The sequence below is a fragment of the Pseudalkalibacillus hwajinpoensis genome, assembly GCF_015234585.1.
Lineage (GTDB): Bacteria > Bacillota > Bacilli > Bacillales > Guptibacillaceae > Guptibacillus > Guptibacillus hwajinpoensis_B.
Genome location: NZ_JADFCM010000008.1, coordinates 676,547 through 690,771, shown reverse-complemented (window position 1 = coordinate 690,771; position 14,225 = coordinate 676,547). Strand labels below are relative to the sequence as shown.

Below are 14,225 nucleotides of genomic sequence, written 5' to 3'. Positions count from 1 at the left end.
AAATGTTTCATCTGATTTATAAATGCGGTAGCTTTCTTTATTCGAGAGGTAGTAGGAGAAGTAGGTTGCTATCAATTAGTGGAAAGAAGTCGTTCGTCTTATCTAGGAAATTAAATGGAAGTGATCCCTTCTATTAAATCACACTCCCCTTCCAATTCGAACGTTAACCCGAAAAGAAGTCAACTTTCGACATAATTAGAGGATTTGAATGAAATCTATAGAAAAAACCTCTCTCATTTATGTAGCTCAGACAGAGGTTTACTTATCATTCTATTGTTGCAAAAACGAGATGAAATATACCTAAGAAATGGCTTTCCACTGCAGTCACGCGAAGACTAGAATTCTCTAAGAGTTGGACTATATTCCGATCAAGGTGACATCCGATTTTTTCTGATAATACTGGATCTAACTTCTTTTGAAGGTGTGAAACTATGCGATTGGAACTTATTCCGTGTTCAAACAGTAATACTTGTCCACCTGGTTTACACCACTTCGCCATTTGCTCCAATACAACGTTGGGATGAGGATAGGAGCACATAGATAAGGTAGAGACGACCGTATCAAAGGTATTTTCTTTGAAATCAACCATTTCTACATCTTCCTCGACGATCGTACAGGGATACTGCGTTTCTTTTGCAGCCTCTCTTGCATAGCGAACCATCTCTTCACTAAAATCAACTGCTGTTAGTGAATGAATGTTAGGGTATAGTGGAAAATTCGTTCCTGTTCCCACCGATAATTCCAAAACATCACCACTCGCTTTTGCTAAAAGTTTCTTTCGGAATTTTGTATCTATAGTTGTTTTCTTTCTTCTCTTCTCATACATCTTTGCGTGCTTGTCGAATATCTTTGATTGTTTGGATGGATTAATAATGAATCATCCTGCCTTCCTTGATCAAAAGTACGGTAGTTATTACCGTCAGTTCTTCTTTATTCCCTAGTCTTTCCTTAAAAGGAACTCTATTTATGATGATACCAAGAATTCATTATTTAGATAGGATAACCGCAAAAAAACAAACTACGGTAAACCGTAGCTTTATACTCTTCCTATATAATTTGCGTTCCGATTGATCCCTTGCTGACCAGGTACCCAATTGGCTTGAACACTTTTTCCTGTCTTCTCATTATATTGAAGTGCCTGAATTAATCTTAGAATCTCATAGGCATTTCTTCCTACCTCAACAGGATAAACCATTTTTGAGACGATCACACCTTTTGGGTTAATAATAATCGTTCCTCGATAGGTAGCACCCGCATCTTCATTTAATACACGATAATCTCGACTGATTTTATGATTTCGATCACTCACAAGCAGATAATTCACTTTAGATGCAGCCGGGGAAACTTCTGTGAATACCTTATGTGCGTAAACGCTATCTGTACTAATCCCTAAGACTACCGTATTCATAGCCTGAAGCTCAGGATAAATAGCAGCGACCGCTGCTAATTCTGTCGGTCAGACAAAGGTAAAGTCGCTAGAATAGAAAAAAAGAATGACCCACTTTTCCCGGTAATCCTCTAAGCTGATTCTCTTTATTTCTTTTTGAATCGGATCAAAGGCCTGAGCTCGAAATAAAGGCGCCTTGTCTGTTGTTTGTGCGCAGTTTAGTCGTTGATAAGATTGCTGCTCTTCATGCTCCACGTCCCCACCTCTTTTCACAGGCAGTATATGTCCAAGAGGCTGTCCATTTGTCTATTTCTTTTATTCTTCTAATCCCTAACGGTTATAACCGTTCACTTAAAGCGTTTTATATCATAGAAAAAGAGACTTTCTTTTTACTAAAGAAAGTCTCTTTCATTTGAAGGTTTACCTTTTCATGGCTGCCCATTCTTCACGAGATGGTCCGACCATTCCTGGTACAGTAAGACCAGCCTGGCGCATAAGCACTGTCATTTGTCCTCGATGATGCGTCTGATGTTGGAGTAAGAGAAGAAGAATCGTTCCGTAAGTTGTCTCACTACCGAAGAATGTGGTTGTTTCTGTTAACTTCTCATCATTCCACTGCTCCTGAAGAGTGCTCACGAACTCTTCAGCAGTTTCTTTATACAAAGCTGAGATTTCTTCTGCCTTAAAGGAATCACGTTCCTTCTTCGGTTGAAGGTCGAGCCCAGCACTCGACATCATATAAGTAATCGCTTGTGATAAGTGAACGCCTAGCTTTTCTAGTGTAAAATGATCTGGCGCAACTTGCTGTGAAAGAGATTCATCTGTTAGATGATCCATTAGTTTAACAGTTTGAGCCGTCTCACGTTCCCATGTTCGTACAAAATCTTCAAGTGATCGAAACATCAAATAACCTCCTGAATATGTATTCATTCTTTACTTCATTCATTTTACACCTCATTCTTGAGCAAATAAAGTGAGAAAAGTTCAGAAAACAAAAATACCCCTCACAAAGAGGGGGGAGAGAATAGGCTATACATCACTTTATGCTAATACATCTCTTCATATGCTAAAACACAAAACCTTCTTTCCTCTTAGCTATGTTCGCGAAACTTGGCGATTAAGCTCGATATTTCTTGTATTTATCGAGGCTTATCAACCCAAAAGTGGTTTTTCAACAAAAATACAATTGATTTTTTCAGATCGTTAGGCATCCTATATGAATTATGTTATTATATAAATCAGTTTAAATGGAAAAGAGGGATTTACATGGAGGAAGAACAGGAAATCATTCTCCCTGAAATCGGAAGTCTAGTCGAAATCGATAACCGAAAAGCTAAAGTCGTTAGCTTACTAAACAATACGATTGTAGCCGAATGGGAAGAATACTCAGAAGACGAATCAAAACGAATCGTCGTAAGACACGAAGAATATAAAATGCTTTAATAAAAGAAAAGCTCCAGCGCCCGGTTAGGTCCGACAAGCGCTGGAGCCTTTTAATTTGAACACGTCCTTTGTGTTCAGAGTAAAAGGCGAAGCGACTCGAGGACCTGGGTGCTGGAAACTAATGAAACAACACCGAAAGGACAGGGGTAGTTCAATCTCCCCTGTCCTTTCTTATTTTATCTTCTAATCCACCATTCACTTAATAAAACAAATAGCAAGACCACAACACCCGCAAACCAGGGGAACCAGTCAGGAACGTATTCCCATCCAAACACCTTTATGCCCCCTATCATTAAAAAAAGTGAATAAAAAAGAGACTTCACTAAGCCTCTATTCCATACCGATCCATATTTATTCTAATGTATCAGCTTCTTCAGCAGACACTTTTTCCAACAGCTCTGCATAAGCCATTTTAAACTTCTCATATGTTTCAGGGCCATTTGCCTGTTCATTATTTTGAAAAAGCTGCTCAAATGCATAACCTTTCGCTTCTTCCAATGAACATTCTCTCGCACTCATCACGAGCTCCATATAAGATTTAAAATAGGCTTTACTCAGCGTTCCCGCGTTTTTAGTAATCATTCTTCTCACTCCTTACATCAAGATGTTGCTTGCCCACATTATAGTAGGCATCTTGATCAGAAAGCAATTTTAAAGGGGTTACTTTATCGCATCCTTTTTCTCAACAAATGGTAAGTGAATTGTGAATGTCGTTTCTTCTTCACTAGAATGACAGTTAATTTCCCCGTGGTGATTCTGAATGATCTTTTGACACACATACAATCCGATGCCCGTGCCAAGTTCTTTTGTCGTATAAAAGGGTTCAAAAATGCGATCCAGGGTTTTATCTGAAATTTTTGGTCCATTATTTGTGATGCGAATGGTTAACATTCCTTCTGCTTGTTCTCCCGCGATCCGTATTTGGCGAGGAGAGCCTTCAGCTTTAAGAGCATCTAACGAATTCATAAGAATATTCAAGAATACTTGTCGTAGTTTATCTTGCTGTCCATATACAGAAAGATTCGCTGGAAATTCATTAACAATTCGCACATCAATATCAATAATACTTGGATAAATGAAGGCAATAATCGAGTCAAACAGACCCTTAACCTCCAGCCACTCTTCCTGTCCGCTATCAATCTCCTTTTTGGAGACATGCAAAAATTGAGCAATGCGAAAGTTTAGCTGTTGTAGCTCATGATCGATCACTTCAACATATTTCATATCGGGATACTCTCTTTGTAGAAGCTTCACAAATCCTATAATGGCTGTAAGGGGATTTCTGAACTCATGAACGAAACTAGAAGACATCTGGCCCAGAATGGAAAGCTTCTCTTGATGAGTTTCATCTATAAAAGAAATCTTTTCCTGCAATTCGTTTTCCTTCAGCTTTGTATACTCGGTTACGGCATGATAAGAAAACAGATCAAATAAATCATTTATGGAGTCAAGAGTGTTCTGTAGATCATTCACATTTACTTTAGAATACGTTATATGCTTCATGAGAACGCTTCTTCCAGCATTCACGTTATAAATAAAATCTCCTATGTTTACATTTGCTTCTGCTCGCTCAACTGCTACTTTGTGCGCAAGTGTCACAATGTTCTCATGAGCAATTGGCTCTTTTATATTTTGTTGAACAAGACGATACATGAGAATACCATTGGCTTCCACTTTATCGCGGTGTATGTCTGTCTTAGAAATCCGTATCTTTTGTTTCCATTTGATAAGATAGCTTTCAAGATTATGATCGAGATAGTCTAGTAGTTGCTCTCGAACAGCCATACTTCCTTCACCCCTTCCTGCCTTAGTCGGTGATTCATGGTTATATTTTCAAGTATAACAGTAAATAGAGGGTATTTTATAGATGCATTGTAGAGAGATAATCTATTATTGGTGGATAAAGATCGTCAATCAATGAAAGAAAATCTCTCTTTTTCTTTCCTATAAAAGTAATTCGAACGATATAAGCCAAAAGTGAATAGCTCTACAACTGGTGTAAAACAAGTCGTTAGAAGGAATTCAATGCATTTAATATTGGTGATTGTCTTACCACTCTCACGTGAAAAATAAAGCGCTTTACTGATACTCTTACCTATTCGATTTCTTTGATTACCCTCGCTGGATTCCCACCAACCACGACATTCTCCGGCACATCTTTCACAACCACAGCACCTGAAGCAATGACAGCATTATTTCCGATTGTGACACCCGGATTAATGATCGCGCCTCCACCGATCCATACGTTGTCTCCAATGAAAACCGGCTTTCCATATTCTTGACCCGAATTGCGTTCCGTCGGATCTAGAGGATGGGTTGCGGCATAAATATGGACATCTGGTGCTAGCATGCAATTGTCACCAAAGCGTATTTCACAAATATCGAGAAACACGCAGTCGAAATTCGCAAAAAAATTCTCTCCTACGTGAATGTTATAACCATAATCACACTTAAAAGTCGGTTCAATATAGAGATTTTCTTTCGTAGAACCAAGGAACCCCTTCAATAACCGCGTTCTATCTTCTATATCTGTCTCAATGGTTTGATTGAATAACCTTGTTATTTTGCGTGCATGAAGACGATCTTTCTGCAATTGCTCATCCTCTGGTCGATAATATTCTCCCCTGATCATCTTTTCTTTTTCTGACCTCAAATAACTCGCTCCTATCTCCTCTAAGAATGGTTACTCACGATAAAACCGTTGTGTTCACATTCCAATTTTTTAAATAGAGTAACATTTCCGCCCATAGATCTTCATTCTCTGTGAGAAAATGACCTCCGTTCGGAATGAGCGTCATCTCTATTAAAGGTGCTCGTTTCGCTAGTTTACGAACTTCATTTACAGGTGATAACGTATCATTCTCGCCATGCCATAATCTCAACGGCCCTTTAATCTCGCTAACCTCGAACCCCCAATCTTTTGATAAGAGATTCGTTTCATAGATGACTCCTTCTACACCCTGTCGATAAGCTTCCTTCGCGTGATATAATCCTGTTTCCACAAGAGCTTCTTCTTTTAAAAAGGCACGATCCCAATCAGAAAGATGACGATGATTCCCAGCTAACATAGCATTTCGATACTTATTTGGATGGCTTTCAAGCATTTTCTTTTGAGCTAAATTCGCTTTCTTGATAAGCCATGGAAAATATTTTGATAAAAAAAAGGCAATCCGATTTTCTTTCGCCATTTCCTTTGGGGCCCTACCTTTTTTAAATGGTGTAGCTGAAGAAACAAGAGCTGTATTTTGGATTCGTTCGGGCAATGCATATGCGCATGCCGCAGCGAATGGACCTCCTCCAGAAACACCGAGGACAGAGAAATGACCTAAACCAATATGCGTAGCGAGCTCTTCTACATCAACAGCCCAATCAAGGATCGTTCTATTTTTTTGAAAAGTGGAGAGCCCATAACCCGGTCGATCTGTTGAAATTAAGTAAATCCCCATCGCTTTAGCCAGTTCATCATCTTCTAAAAACCAGATGCGTGACCCTGGTGTTCCATGAAAAAGCATAATCGGTATACCAGTAGGATCGCCATACTTCCAATAGCCAAGTTTCCTTCCATCACTTAAAACCATCGACTTCTCCTGCATAAGCCCCTCCTTATGGTTGTCCTATCGCAAAATGGATGAGAAGGTGAACATCAATAACAATTATTTTCTTTCCCTACAGTAAAGCTTGCTATCTCCCCTAAATAATAACATTTTTAGTTGGGAATTTGATGAAATTAAAAAGAACGCTCAGAATAGAAGGAAAACACTGAAATGGAAAAGATCATAAATGAATTCTCCTTACCTCTTGACCCTTACGTTGCGTTATCCTCTAAAGTTAAACTTGAAAGGAGGGGCATTTAGCTGATGAAACGAGTAAAAGAAGTAGCGGAATTAACTGGAATTAGCGTTCGAACCCTTCATTATTACGATGAAATCGGACTTTTAACACCAGCTACTACAGAAACTGGTTACCGTCTTTATTCGAAGGACGATCTTGAGAAGCTTCAGCAAATTCTCTTTTTTAGAGCACTTGATTTCTCACTGAAGAAAATCAAAACCATTCTAGAGGAACCTGATTTTGATCGAATGGAAGCGCTCAACTATCAAAAAGAAATTCTGCATGAAAAGAAACAACGTCTGGATAAGATGATCACCATGATTGATAAAACGATCCAAAATGTGAAAGGAGAAAGATCAATGACAGATCAAGAGAGATTTGCTGGTTTCGATTTTAGCCAGAACCCATATGAACAAGAGGCACGCGAGCGTTATGGAGATGAAGCCATCAATCGCTCTAAACAAAAGATCAACAGCTTATCAAAGGACGAAAAAAATAAGCTCGGTCACTCGTTTGATTCCATTTATAAAAGACTGGCTGATCTTAGAAATGGTTCACCGGAAGCAGCTGAAGCACAGAAAGCGATTCACGATTGGTATGAATTTCTCAATGGAAAGGTTGGCTATCACTATACACTTGAGGCATTTGAAGGACTTGGTCAGGTCTATGTAGACGATGAGCGTTTCACGAAGAACATTGATCAATATGGGGAAGGACTTGCGCTTTTTATGCGAGATGCCATGAAAGTGTATGCAGATCGAAACAAATAGGAATCACTAAACAGGAAAGCTCAACTTCTTAAGAAGTTGAGTTTTTTTATTACTCATTCTTTTTCCCTTTACTGGAACCAAACCCGACTCCAAGTGTTTTTATTACTCATTCTTTTTCCCTTTACTGGAACCAAATCCGACTCCAAGTGCGATTCCAACACCAATTCCTACTGGAATATTATCCAATGCGACTCCTACACCCGCTCCGATCGCTACTCCAAGACCAATACCTAGTCCCATCTTGTTCTCTCTTTTCGACTTTTTCATCACATCTACTCCTTCTTAAGAGATTGTCTACCCTTTTTACGATTGTTTATAGAAAAAGTTTCATCTGTCGTAGATGAAAAGTGATGTATTCAAAAAACTCTTCCTATATTAGTATAGGAAGAGTTTTTTCTACTCATAGAAAATATCTACAAAAATCTTATTTATCATCTAGGCAATTTAATTTTCAGTAGCCACTTTGCTTTTCTGAACTGAATCTTCTTTAGTCGCTTTCGGTTTTCGAATAAACAAAGCTAAAACAAGTCCAATAATAGCTGAAATACCCGCTACGATAAAGGAAACGTTAACGCCATGAACAAGACCTTCAACACCGCGTGACGGCTGCGCTGCCTGAGACATGACGGTTACGAGAAGTGCGGTTCCAACAGCACCGGACACTTGACGCATTGTATTGTTCATAGCTGTACCGTGTGGAATGAGGTGAGCAGGAAGCTGATTTAATCCTGCCGTTGTAACTGGCATCATCACCATCGCTACCCCAAACATTCTGATCGCATTCACAATAGCTAAATAAGCGAACGTCGTTTCTGCTGTTAAATTTGTGAACATAAATGTCGTCACCGTTACGATAATCAAACCAATGATCGCAAGCCACTTTGCTCCAAATTTATCGAATATCCTACCAGTAATCGGGTTCATAAAGCCCATAATCAGAGCCCCTGGCAATAGCATTAATCCTGATTCAAATGCGGTGAATCCAAGCATATTCTGCATAAGAAGCGGCAGAACAGTTGCAGCACCGATCATGGCAATAAAGACAACCATCCCAAGCACAGTTGTTAATGTGAATAGCTTATATTGAAACACTCTAAATTGAAGCACAGGCTGCTTGAGTTTTAACTGACGTAAGATGAACCAGCACAATGTCACACTACCGATGAGCATGGCGATAATCACCTGTTCACTTCCCCATCCGTTTGTACCAGCACTACTGAACCCATACAATAATCCACCGAAACCTAACGATGAAAGAACGATCGATAGAATATCTAGCTTCGGATTCGTTTGCTCTGTCACGTTTTTCAAAATCAAATACGCAATAAAGAAGTCAATAATCACGATCGGCAGGATCACATAAAACAAACTTCTCCACGGGTATTGCTCCACAAGCCAGCCTGATAAAGTCGGCCCGATCGCTGGTGCAAAGGAAATCACAAGCCCAAACATCCCCATCGCTGTACCCCTTTTTTCAACAGGGAAAATTAAAAAGAGGATCGTTTGCATAAGCGGAATGATAATCCCGGCACCAGATGCCTGGATGATACGCCCTACCATCAAGAGTGGAAAGTTCGGGGCAACGGCGCAAATAGCTGTACCAACCGCAAATAGCCCCATCGCGGTTAAGAATAGTGTTCTTGTTGTAAATTTACCTATTAGAAAAGCTGTAATTGGAATCATCACGCCATTAACTAGCATGAAAATAGAGGTAAGCCACTGTGCTGTACTTGCCTCCAAGTCAAGATCGACCATGATATGTGGCAATGCCGTTGCAAGCAGCGTTTGATTTAGAATCGCTGCAAACGCACCTGATAATAGGACGATTAAGAGCGGTACTTTATTAAAAGAACCGATTGCTTCTGATGATTGTTTAGTGTCGTTCATGTTCTCCCTTCTTTCTCAATGATTCTCTATTTTCCTGATGTCCTTCAGGAAGGTGTTCGAAGTAGACCGGATTGAAGAAGTCTAAGCTCAGTCTGGTATTTTGCCATCGCATCTGGAATGGATAAGTTATTAGAGATACTGTGAATCAAATTATGAAACGTAACGGCTGTTAAAATCTGCATAATATGAAACACCTCTTTCCTACTTGAAACATTTAAGTTCTCATGATCAACAAGGTCATAAATGTCATCATAGCGATGGTTTGTTACATCCTCGGTTAAATACTGCGAGAACGTATTCTCAATCTTATAGTTCATATTAAGCAGTACATTTCGAATAAAGTCCCTCTGACCAGTATCCTCTGAATGCTCCAATGTAGATCTAAAGATCTCACTAATTGCTTTGAAGAGATCTCCTTCAAACTTCTTTAGATTGGCAATTAAATGTTCATGACGTTCTCTCGCATGTTCATTTAATAAATAAAAGAAAGCATCTTCCTTATCCTCAAAATATTGATAAAAGCTTCCCCTTGGTATACCCGCAGTTTTTAAGATATTTGAAATCGATGCATCATAGAGCGATACTCTAGAAAACTCTTTTTTTGCTGCATCAATTAGTATTTGCTTTTTCTCTTCTTTCAAATTAAAAAAGGTTGCTTTTGGCACATTGAATCACCTACCGCTAAAATTATGACACCGTGTCATATCGCCAAACCTACTATATGTGACACAGTGTCACATGTCAAGAAAAGAGCTCTCCTGCAATGAGTAGCACACTCTATTAAATGATAATGTTTGCTTTCAAAAAAAGAGTGGAAACTATTTTTTAGGAATAATGTTTTGCAAAGGTGGTTACTGTGATGAACAGAAACATTAGTAAGGGATGGATTTTTTTCTTCGGGGCTCTCGGAGGCTTACTGTACGGATATGACACAGGAGTTATTTCGGGTGCCTTATTATTTATTAAACAAGATATTCCACTATCCGACTTTCTACAAGGGGTTGTCGTTAGCTCATTATTAGGCGGTGCTATTGTAGGTGCAGGAATGAGTGGGTATGTATCTGATAGGTTTGGGCGCAGGCGGGTCGTTTTTGCAATCGCACTCATATACATGATTGGATCACTCGTCTTAGCTCTTTCTCCTAACGCAGTCGTTCTCATTATAGGCCGCATCATTCTTGGACTTGCTGTTGGTGGTTCAACAGCGATTGTACCTGTCTACTTATCAGAAATGGCTCCAACAAGGTCAAGGGGCGCACTAGCTTCGCTTAATCAGTTAATGATAACGATTGGAATTGTGCTCGCTTACCTCATTAACTATGCATTTGCACCAATTGAGGGATGGCGTTGGATGCTTGGTCTTGCTTCCGTTCCAGCGCTCGTATTAATGATCGGTGTTCTCTTTATGCCCGAAAGTCCTCGCTGGCTCATTAAGCGCAACCGTGAAGAAGAGGCAAGAAACGTGATGGCATTAACTCGAGAACAAAGTGAAATAGATGAAGAAATGAAGCAAATGAAAAAAATTGAGGAAACTGAAGAAAGCACGTGGGATGTACTTAAATCCAAATGGATACGCCCAATGCTTCTTGTCGGAAGCGGTATCGCCATCTTCCAGCAGCTTATTGGTATTAATGCGGTGATTTACTACGCACCAACCATTTTCACAAAAGCCGGACTTGGAGATTCAGCTTCTATCCTCGGAACGCTTGGAATAGGAATCATGAATGTGTTGATGACGCTTGTAGCCATCGCTACGATTGATAAGCTAGGTCGAAAAAAGCTGTTGCTACTAGGAAATATCGGGATGTCATTAAGCTTAATGATTCTTGCAACGATTCTCTTTACAGCAGAACTTACAACGACAATCGCCTGGCTAACCGTCGTCTTTCTTGGGCTCTTTATTATCTTTTTCTCCGCCACATGGGGGCCGGTTGTTTGGGTTATGCTACCAGAACTTTTCCCAAATAAAGCTCGAGGGGCTGCGACAGGATTTACAACACTTCTGCTATCAGCATCGAATTTAGTTGTTTCCTTATTCTTTCCTGTTCTACTCTCAGCGCTCGGAACAGCATGGGTATTCGTAATCTTTGCCATTATCGGTGTCCTTGCCTTTTTCTTTGTCATGAAATATGTACCAGAAACCAAAGGAAGAAGTCTTGAGGATATTGAAAATGACCTCCGAGGAAAAGCTTAAACTTAATACAAACAAAGAAAACCCGCTAATCCACATTGGATCAGCGGGTTTTCTTTGTTAGCAACGTCTCCGTTATATTCGCTCACCATTTTTAAGCTTTTTAATTAATTCAGTAAGATCAGATTTTTGAATACGCCAGTGACTGCCAATCTTAAACGCCGGGATTTTGCCATCCTGAACTAATTTATATGTGGTCATCTCACTAATTTGAAAATATTTCGCCACTTGAGAGATCGTCATAATATCATGATGCTCATTATCCTGACTCATGTTATCGCTCCTTATCAATCTATCACCCTATTCTAACAAAGTTCTTCCGCTTATGGACCCAAACTCTCTTAATACGATAACTCATTATAACAGGTTATATCAAATTAGGTTAAATTAGATTAAACGATAAACAAATCATCTGGTTTTAGTGTGCTACTAATAAATTATCAAAATTAAATGCATGCGAATTAAAGAGTAAATAAGAGTAAATCAAAGTTTTTACCGCATGATTTTCGCTTACATTCTTATTTCCATTTTCATAGATTCTGTGCTAAACTTCATCTTGTTGTAAACGGACCCGACTTCTATGAGAGTTAGGAGTCATCACAATACTAGATTTAGAAAGAGGTGCAACATTGAACTTATCTTCTATTAAACAAGATTGGTTTGGCAATGTAAAAAACGATACCCTCGCCGGAATCGTTGTCGCACTTGCCTTAATACCAGAAGCGATTGCCTTTTCCATTATCGCAGGCGTAGATCCGATGGTTGGACTATACGCGAGCTTTTGTATCGCCGTAGTGATTTCATTTGTTGGCGGTAGACCAGGAATGATTTCTGCAGCAACAGGAGCCATGGCGCTTCTAATGGTGACACTTGTAGCGGATCATGGACTACAATATTTACTTGCAGCAACGATCTTAACAGGTGTTATTCAATTCTTCCTTGGCGTGTTTAAGCTTGCTCGCTTTATGAAGTTTGTGCCCCGCTCCGTTATGATTGGGTTTGTGAACTCACTTGCGATTCTTATTTTCACGTCTCAACTGCCGCATTTCGTTGGTGAATCATGGCCAATGTACTTGATGGTAGCAGGTGCTCTCGCGATTATTTATATTGTCCCACGTTTCACGAAAGCTGTTCCATCACCACTCATTGCGATCATTGTGATTACAATTGTAGCGATTACCACTAGTAGCGGCGTTCGAACGGTTGGTGATATGGGTGAATTAACACAAGCATTACCATTGTTCTTAATCCCTAGTATTCCATTGAACTTTGAAACATTAGCAATTATTTTCCCTTATTCAATGGCTCTAGCGGTTGTTGGTTTACTTGAGACATTCTTAACAGCACAAATCGTTGATGACTTAACAGATACAGACAGCAATAAGAATAAAGAAGCAAAAGGCCAGGGGATGGCGAACGTTGTAGCCGGATTTTTCGGAGGAATGGCTGGTTGTGCGATGATTGGACAATCCGTTATTAACGTGAAATCAGGTGGACGTGGACGCTTATCTACTTTCGTTGCCGGCGTTTTCTTAATGATTCTGATCTTAGTATTAAACGATTTACTCGTTAAAATACCTATGGCAGCTCTAGTTGGCGTTATGATTATGGTATCAATCGGAACATTCGATTGGTCATCCATTAAAAATCTTCATAAAATGCCGCGATCTGACGCAGCCGTGATGGTCGTCACCGTCATAACTGTTGTCACAACGCATGACTTATCAAAAGGTGTTCTTGCCGGTGTTATTCTAAGTGCTTTATTCTTCGCTTCTAAGATTTCAAAAGTACGCGTAGAAGAAAAGATCGACGAATATGCTGAGAAAAAGATCTATCACATTCATGGTCAGCTGTTCTTTGCATCTGTTACTGACTTTGTGAATAGCTTTAATTATAAAGAAGAAGGCATTAAAACGGTCGAGATTGATTTATCAGATGCTCACGTCTGGGATGACTCAGGTGTTGGTGCCGTTGATAAGGCCATCATGAAATTCAGACAGAACGAGATCGATGTGAAAGTGACTGGTGTTAACCAGGAAAGTTCACAGCTTATCGACCGCTTAGCTGTTTATAATAAATAAGCGCAAGAAAAAAGCCACTGCTGTGGCTTTTTTCTATGTTATGCGTTCGTATAGATCATAACGAAATGTAAGACAGCACCTTCGCTGTGAAGATTTAAGTAACCATGCTTTTGATCCGCTCTAAACTTAATCGAATCATACGTATTTAATTCATACGTGTGTTCCTGAACTTGTACAGTTGCCCTTCCTTCCATTACCGTTACATATTCAATGACCCCCTCTTGATGAGCATCTGCGTAATACTCCCCCATAGGTTCTAAAAAGGCACGGTGCGTTTCAAGAGAGCCGTAGCCACTATCTGTAAACATGGGTTCTAACGTTAAAGCCTCATTCGAACTCAGTACTTTATTGCCCTCATTTTTCCTTGAAATGACGACTTCTTCCTTTTCTGCTAGTAGACTTGAGATCGGAATGGAAAGTCCATTCGCTATTTTCCATATTACCGTTAAAGAAGGATTCGCCTCTCCTCTCTCAATTTTACCTAACGTAAGCTTACTCACGTCTGTTAACGTTGCTAATTCCTGCAAGCTTATTTCACGTTTTTTCCGAATGCCTCTTAACGTCATACCAACCTGCTGAGCAAGCTTTTCTGCATCTGTTATCTTTTTTTCATTCACGAATAGATCCTCTCCATT

The 14,225-nt window shown here is 39.6% G+C and carries 16 protein-coding genes; 4 read left to right on the top strand and 12 right to left on the bottom strand.

The features are described from left to right. Nucleotides 1-265: 265 nt before the first annotated feature. From IQ283_RS15280 to IQ283_RS15265, 3 genes are all read right to left on the bottom strand, one after another. Nucleotides 266-826 carry a class I SAM-dependent methyltransferase gene (locus IQ283_RS15280; protein WP_194220986.1) on the bottom strand — a complete coding sequence of 187 codons (561 nt, stop codon included), beginning with the start codon at nt 824-826 and terminating at the stop codon, nt 266-268. Nucleotides 827-1,036: 210 nt separating this feature from the next. Next, nucleotides 1,037-1,642 carry a peroxiredoxin gene (locus IQ283_RS24185; RefSeq protein ID WP_242057421.1) on the bottom strand — a complete coding sequence of 202 codons (606 nt, stop codon included), beginning with the start codon at nt 1,640-1,642 and terminating at the stop codon, nt 1,037-1,039. 165 nt (nt 1,643-1,807) lie between these two features. After that, the gene (locus IQ283_RS15265; protein WP_194220983.1) at nt 1,808-2,290 is read right to left on the bottom strand and encodes a DinB family protein; all 483 of its coding nucleotides are present in this window, start codon (nt 2,288-2,290) and stop codon (nt 1,808-1,810) included. Between the two features lie 363 nt (nt 2,291-2,653). On the opposite strand from IQ283_RS15265, the gene IQ283_RS15260 reads away from it, so the two are divergent. After that, nucleotides 2,654-2,830, top strand: a complete 177-nt coding sequence (locus IQ283_RS15260) for a hypothetical protein (RefSeq protein WP_194220982.1) — start codon at nt 2,654-2,656, stop codon at nt 2,828-2,830. A 351-nt stretch (nt 2,831-3,181) separates the two neighbouring features. Here IQ283_RS15260 and IQ283_RS15255 read toward each other — a convergent pair whose 3' ends face one another. The 4 genes from IQ283_RS15255 to IQ283_RS15240 all read right to left on the bottom strand — a co-directional run bounded on the left by IQ283_RS15255 (nt 3,182) and on the right by IQ283_RS15240 (nt 6,423). Next, nucleotides 3,182-3,412 (bottom strand): hypothetical protein, encoded by a 231-nt coding sequence (locus tag IQ283_RS15255; protein WP_194220981.1) that lies wholly within the window; start codon nt 3,410-3,412, stop codon nt 3,182-3,184. A gap of 78 nt (nt 3,413-3,490) precedes the next feature. Then, nucleotides 3,491-4,615, bottom strand: a complete 1,125-nt coding sequence (locus tag IQ283_RS15250; protein WP_194220980.1) for a sensor histidine kinase — start codon at nt 4,613-4,615, stop codon at nt 3,491-3,493. A gap of 310 nt (nt 4,616-4,925) precedes the next feature. Then, nucleotides 4,926-5,483 (bottom strand): maltose acetyltransferase domain-containing protein, encoded by a 558-nt coding sequence (locus IQ283_RS15245; protein ID WP_194220979.1) that lies wholly within the window; start codon nt 5,481-5,483, stop codon nt 4,926-4,928. 34 nt (nt 5,484-5,517) lie between these two features. Next, nucleotides 5,518-6,423: an alpha/beta fold hydrolase gene (locus tag IQ283_RS15240; protein ID WP_194220978.1), complete on the bottom strand. Its 906-nt coding sequence runs from the start codon at nt 6,421-6,423 to the stop codon at nt 5,518-5,520. Between the two features lie 261 nt (nt 6,424-6,684). On the opposite strand from IQ283_RS15240, the gene IQ283_RS15235 reads away from it, so the two are divergent. Further along, nucleotides 6,685-7,431 carry a MerR family transcriptional regulator gene (locus IQ283_RS15235; RefSeq protein WP_194222254.1) on the top strand — a complete coding sequence of 249 codons (747 nt, stop codon included), beginning with the start codon at nt 6,685-6,687 and terminating at the stop codon, nt 7,429-7,431. Nucleotides 7,432-7,533: 102 nt separating this feature from the next. Here IQ283_RS15235 and IQ283_RS15230 read toward each other — a convergent pair whose 3' ends face one another. The 3 genes from IQ283_RS15230 to IQ283_RS15220 all read right to left on the bottom strand — a co-directional run bounded on the left by IQ283_RS15230 (nt 7,534) and on the right by IQ283_RS15220 (nt 9,983). Beyond that, nucleotides 7,534-7,698, bottom strand: coding sequence for a hypothetical protein (locus IQ283_RS15230; protein WP_194220977.1), 165 nt, complete (start codon nt 7,696-7,698; stop codon nt 7,534-7,536). Between the two features lie 177 nt (nt 7,699-7,875). Further along, nucleotides 7,876-9,318, bottom strand: coding sequence for a DHA2 family efflux MFS transporter permease subunit (locus tag IQ283_RS15225; protein ID WP_194220976.1), 1,443 nt, complete (start codon nt 9,316-9,318; stop codon nt 7,876-7,878). 44 nt (nt 9,319-9,362) lie between these two features. Continuing rightward, complete coding sequence (locus IQ283_RS15220) at nt 9,363-9,983, bottom strand: TetR/AcrR family transcriptional regulator (protein ID WP_194220975.1); 621 nt, start codon at nt 9,981-9,983, stop codon at nt 9,363-9,365. Between the two features lie 194 nt (nt 9,984-10,177). Between IQ283_RS15220 and IQ283_RS15215 the strand changes: the two genes are divergently transcribed. After that, nucleotides 10,178-11,512 carry a sugar porter family MFS transporter gene (locus tag IQ283_RS15215; RefSeq protein ID WP_194220974.1) on the top strand — a complete coding sequence of 445 codons (1,335 nt, stop codon included), beginning with the start codon at nt 10,178-10,180 and terminating at the stop codon, nt 11,510-11,512. 72 nt (nt 11,513-11,584) lie between these two features. Here IQ283_RS15215 and IQ283_RS15210 read toward each other — a convergent pair whose 3' ends face one another. After that, a complete protein-coding gene (locus IQ283_RS15210) occupies nt 11,585-11,782 on the bottom strand; it encodes a helix-turn-helix domain-containing protein (protein WP_098442909.1) in 198 nt (65 codons plus the stop codon). 356 nt (nt 11,783-12,138) lie between these two features. Between IQ283_RS15210 and IQ283_RS15205 the strand changes: the two genes are divergently transcribed. Next, entirely contained in the window at nt 12,139-13,590 is a 1,452-nt protein-coding gene (locus IQ283_RS15205) for a SulP family inorganic anion transporter (RefSeq protein WP_194220973.1), read from the top strand. A 38-nt stretch (nt 13,591-13,628) separates the two neighbouring features. Here IQ283_RS15205 and IQ283_RS15200 read toward each other — a convergent pair whose 3' ends face one another. Further along, the gene (locus IQ283_RS15200) at nt 13,629-14,207 is read right to left on the bottom strand and encodes a helix-turn-helix domain-containing protein (protein WP_408962604.1); all 579 of its coding nucleotides are present in this window, start codon (nt 14,205-14,207) and stop codon (nt 13,629-13,631) included. Nucleotides 14,208-14,225: the final 18 nt, after the last annotated feature.

Excerpts from the sequence above, each read along its gene's own strand:
- IQ283_RS15240 (WP_194220978.1), bottom strand. The coding sequence starts at position 6,423 with ATGCAGGAGAAGTCGATGGTTTTAAGTGATGGAAGGAAACTTGGCTAT.
- IQ283_RS15255 (WP_194220981.1), bottom strand. The coding sequence starts at position 3,412 with ATGATTACTAAAAACGCGGGAACGCTGAGTAAAGCCTATTTTAAATCT.
- IQ283_RS15265 (WP_194220983.1), bottom strand. The coding sequence starts at position 2,290 with ATGTTTCGATCACTTGAAGATTTTGTACGAACATGGGAACGTGAGACG.
- IQ283_RS15250 (WP_194220980.1), bottom strand. The coding sequence starts at position 4,615 with ATGGCTGTTCGAGAGCAACTACTAGACTATCTCGATCATAATCTTGAA.
- IQ283_RS15215 (WP_194220974.1), top strand. The coding sequence starts at position 10,178 with ATGAACAGAAACATTAGTAAGGGATGGATTTTTTTCTTCGGGGCTCTC.
- IQ283_RS15280 (WP_194220986.1), bottom strand. The coding sequence starts at position 826 with ATGTATGAGAAGAGAAGAAAGAAAACAACTATAGATACAAAATTCCGA.
- IQ283_RS15260 (WP_194220982.1), top strand. The coding sequence starts at position 2,654 with ATGGAGGAAGAACAGGAAATCATTCTCCCTGAAATCGGAAGTCTAGTC.
- IQ283_RS15225 (WP_194220976.1), bottom strand. The coding sequence starts at position 9,318 with ATGAACGACACTAAACAATCATCAGAAGCAATCGGTTCTTTTAATAAA.
- IQ283_RS15230 (WP_194220977.1), bottom strand. The coding sequence starts at position 7,698 with ATGAAAAAGTCGAAAAGAGAGAACAAGATGGGACTAGGTATTGGTCTT.
- IQ283_RS15210 (WP_098442909.1), bottom strand. The coding sequence starts at position 11,782 with ATGAGTCAGGATAATGAGCATCATGATATTATGACGATCTCTCAAGTG.